Origin of the sequence: Dietzia sp. B44, from assembly GCF_014145245.1 — a bacterium.
GTDB lineage: Bacteria > Actinomycetota > Actinomycetes > Mycobacteriales > Mycobacteriaceae > Dietzia > Dietzia natronolimnaea.
In genome coordinates, this window is sequence record NZ_JAALEF010000522.1 from 12738 (window position 1) to 12973 (window position 236).

Below are 236 nucleotides of genomic sequence, written 5' to 3' on the forward strand. Positions count from 1 at the left end.
GGCCAACCGCTGCCGAAGTGCTGCCCCGATGTCGTCCCCGCGCAGGCGGGGCTGTTCCGTTCGCCGGGATGCAGGTGTTCAACACGACGCTGTCGTCCCCGCGCAGGCGGGGCTGTTCCGGTGACGCTCGCGACCCAGCACACCGGTCATTAGTCGTCCCCGCGCAGGCGGGGCTGTTCCGGAGCCCCAGCGCCAACCGGGCTGGCTTCCCTCGTCGTCCCCGCGCAGGCGGGGCT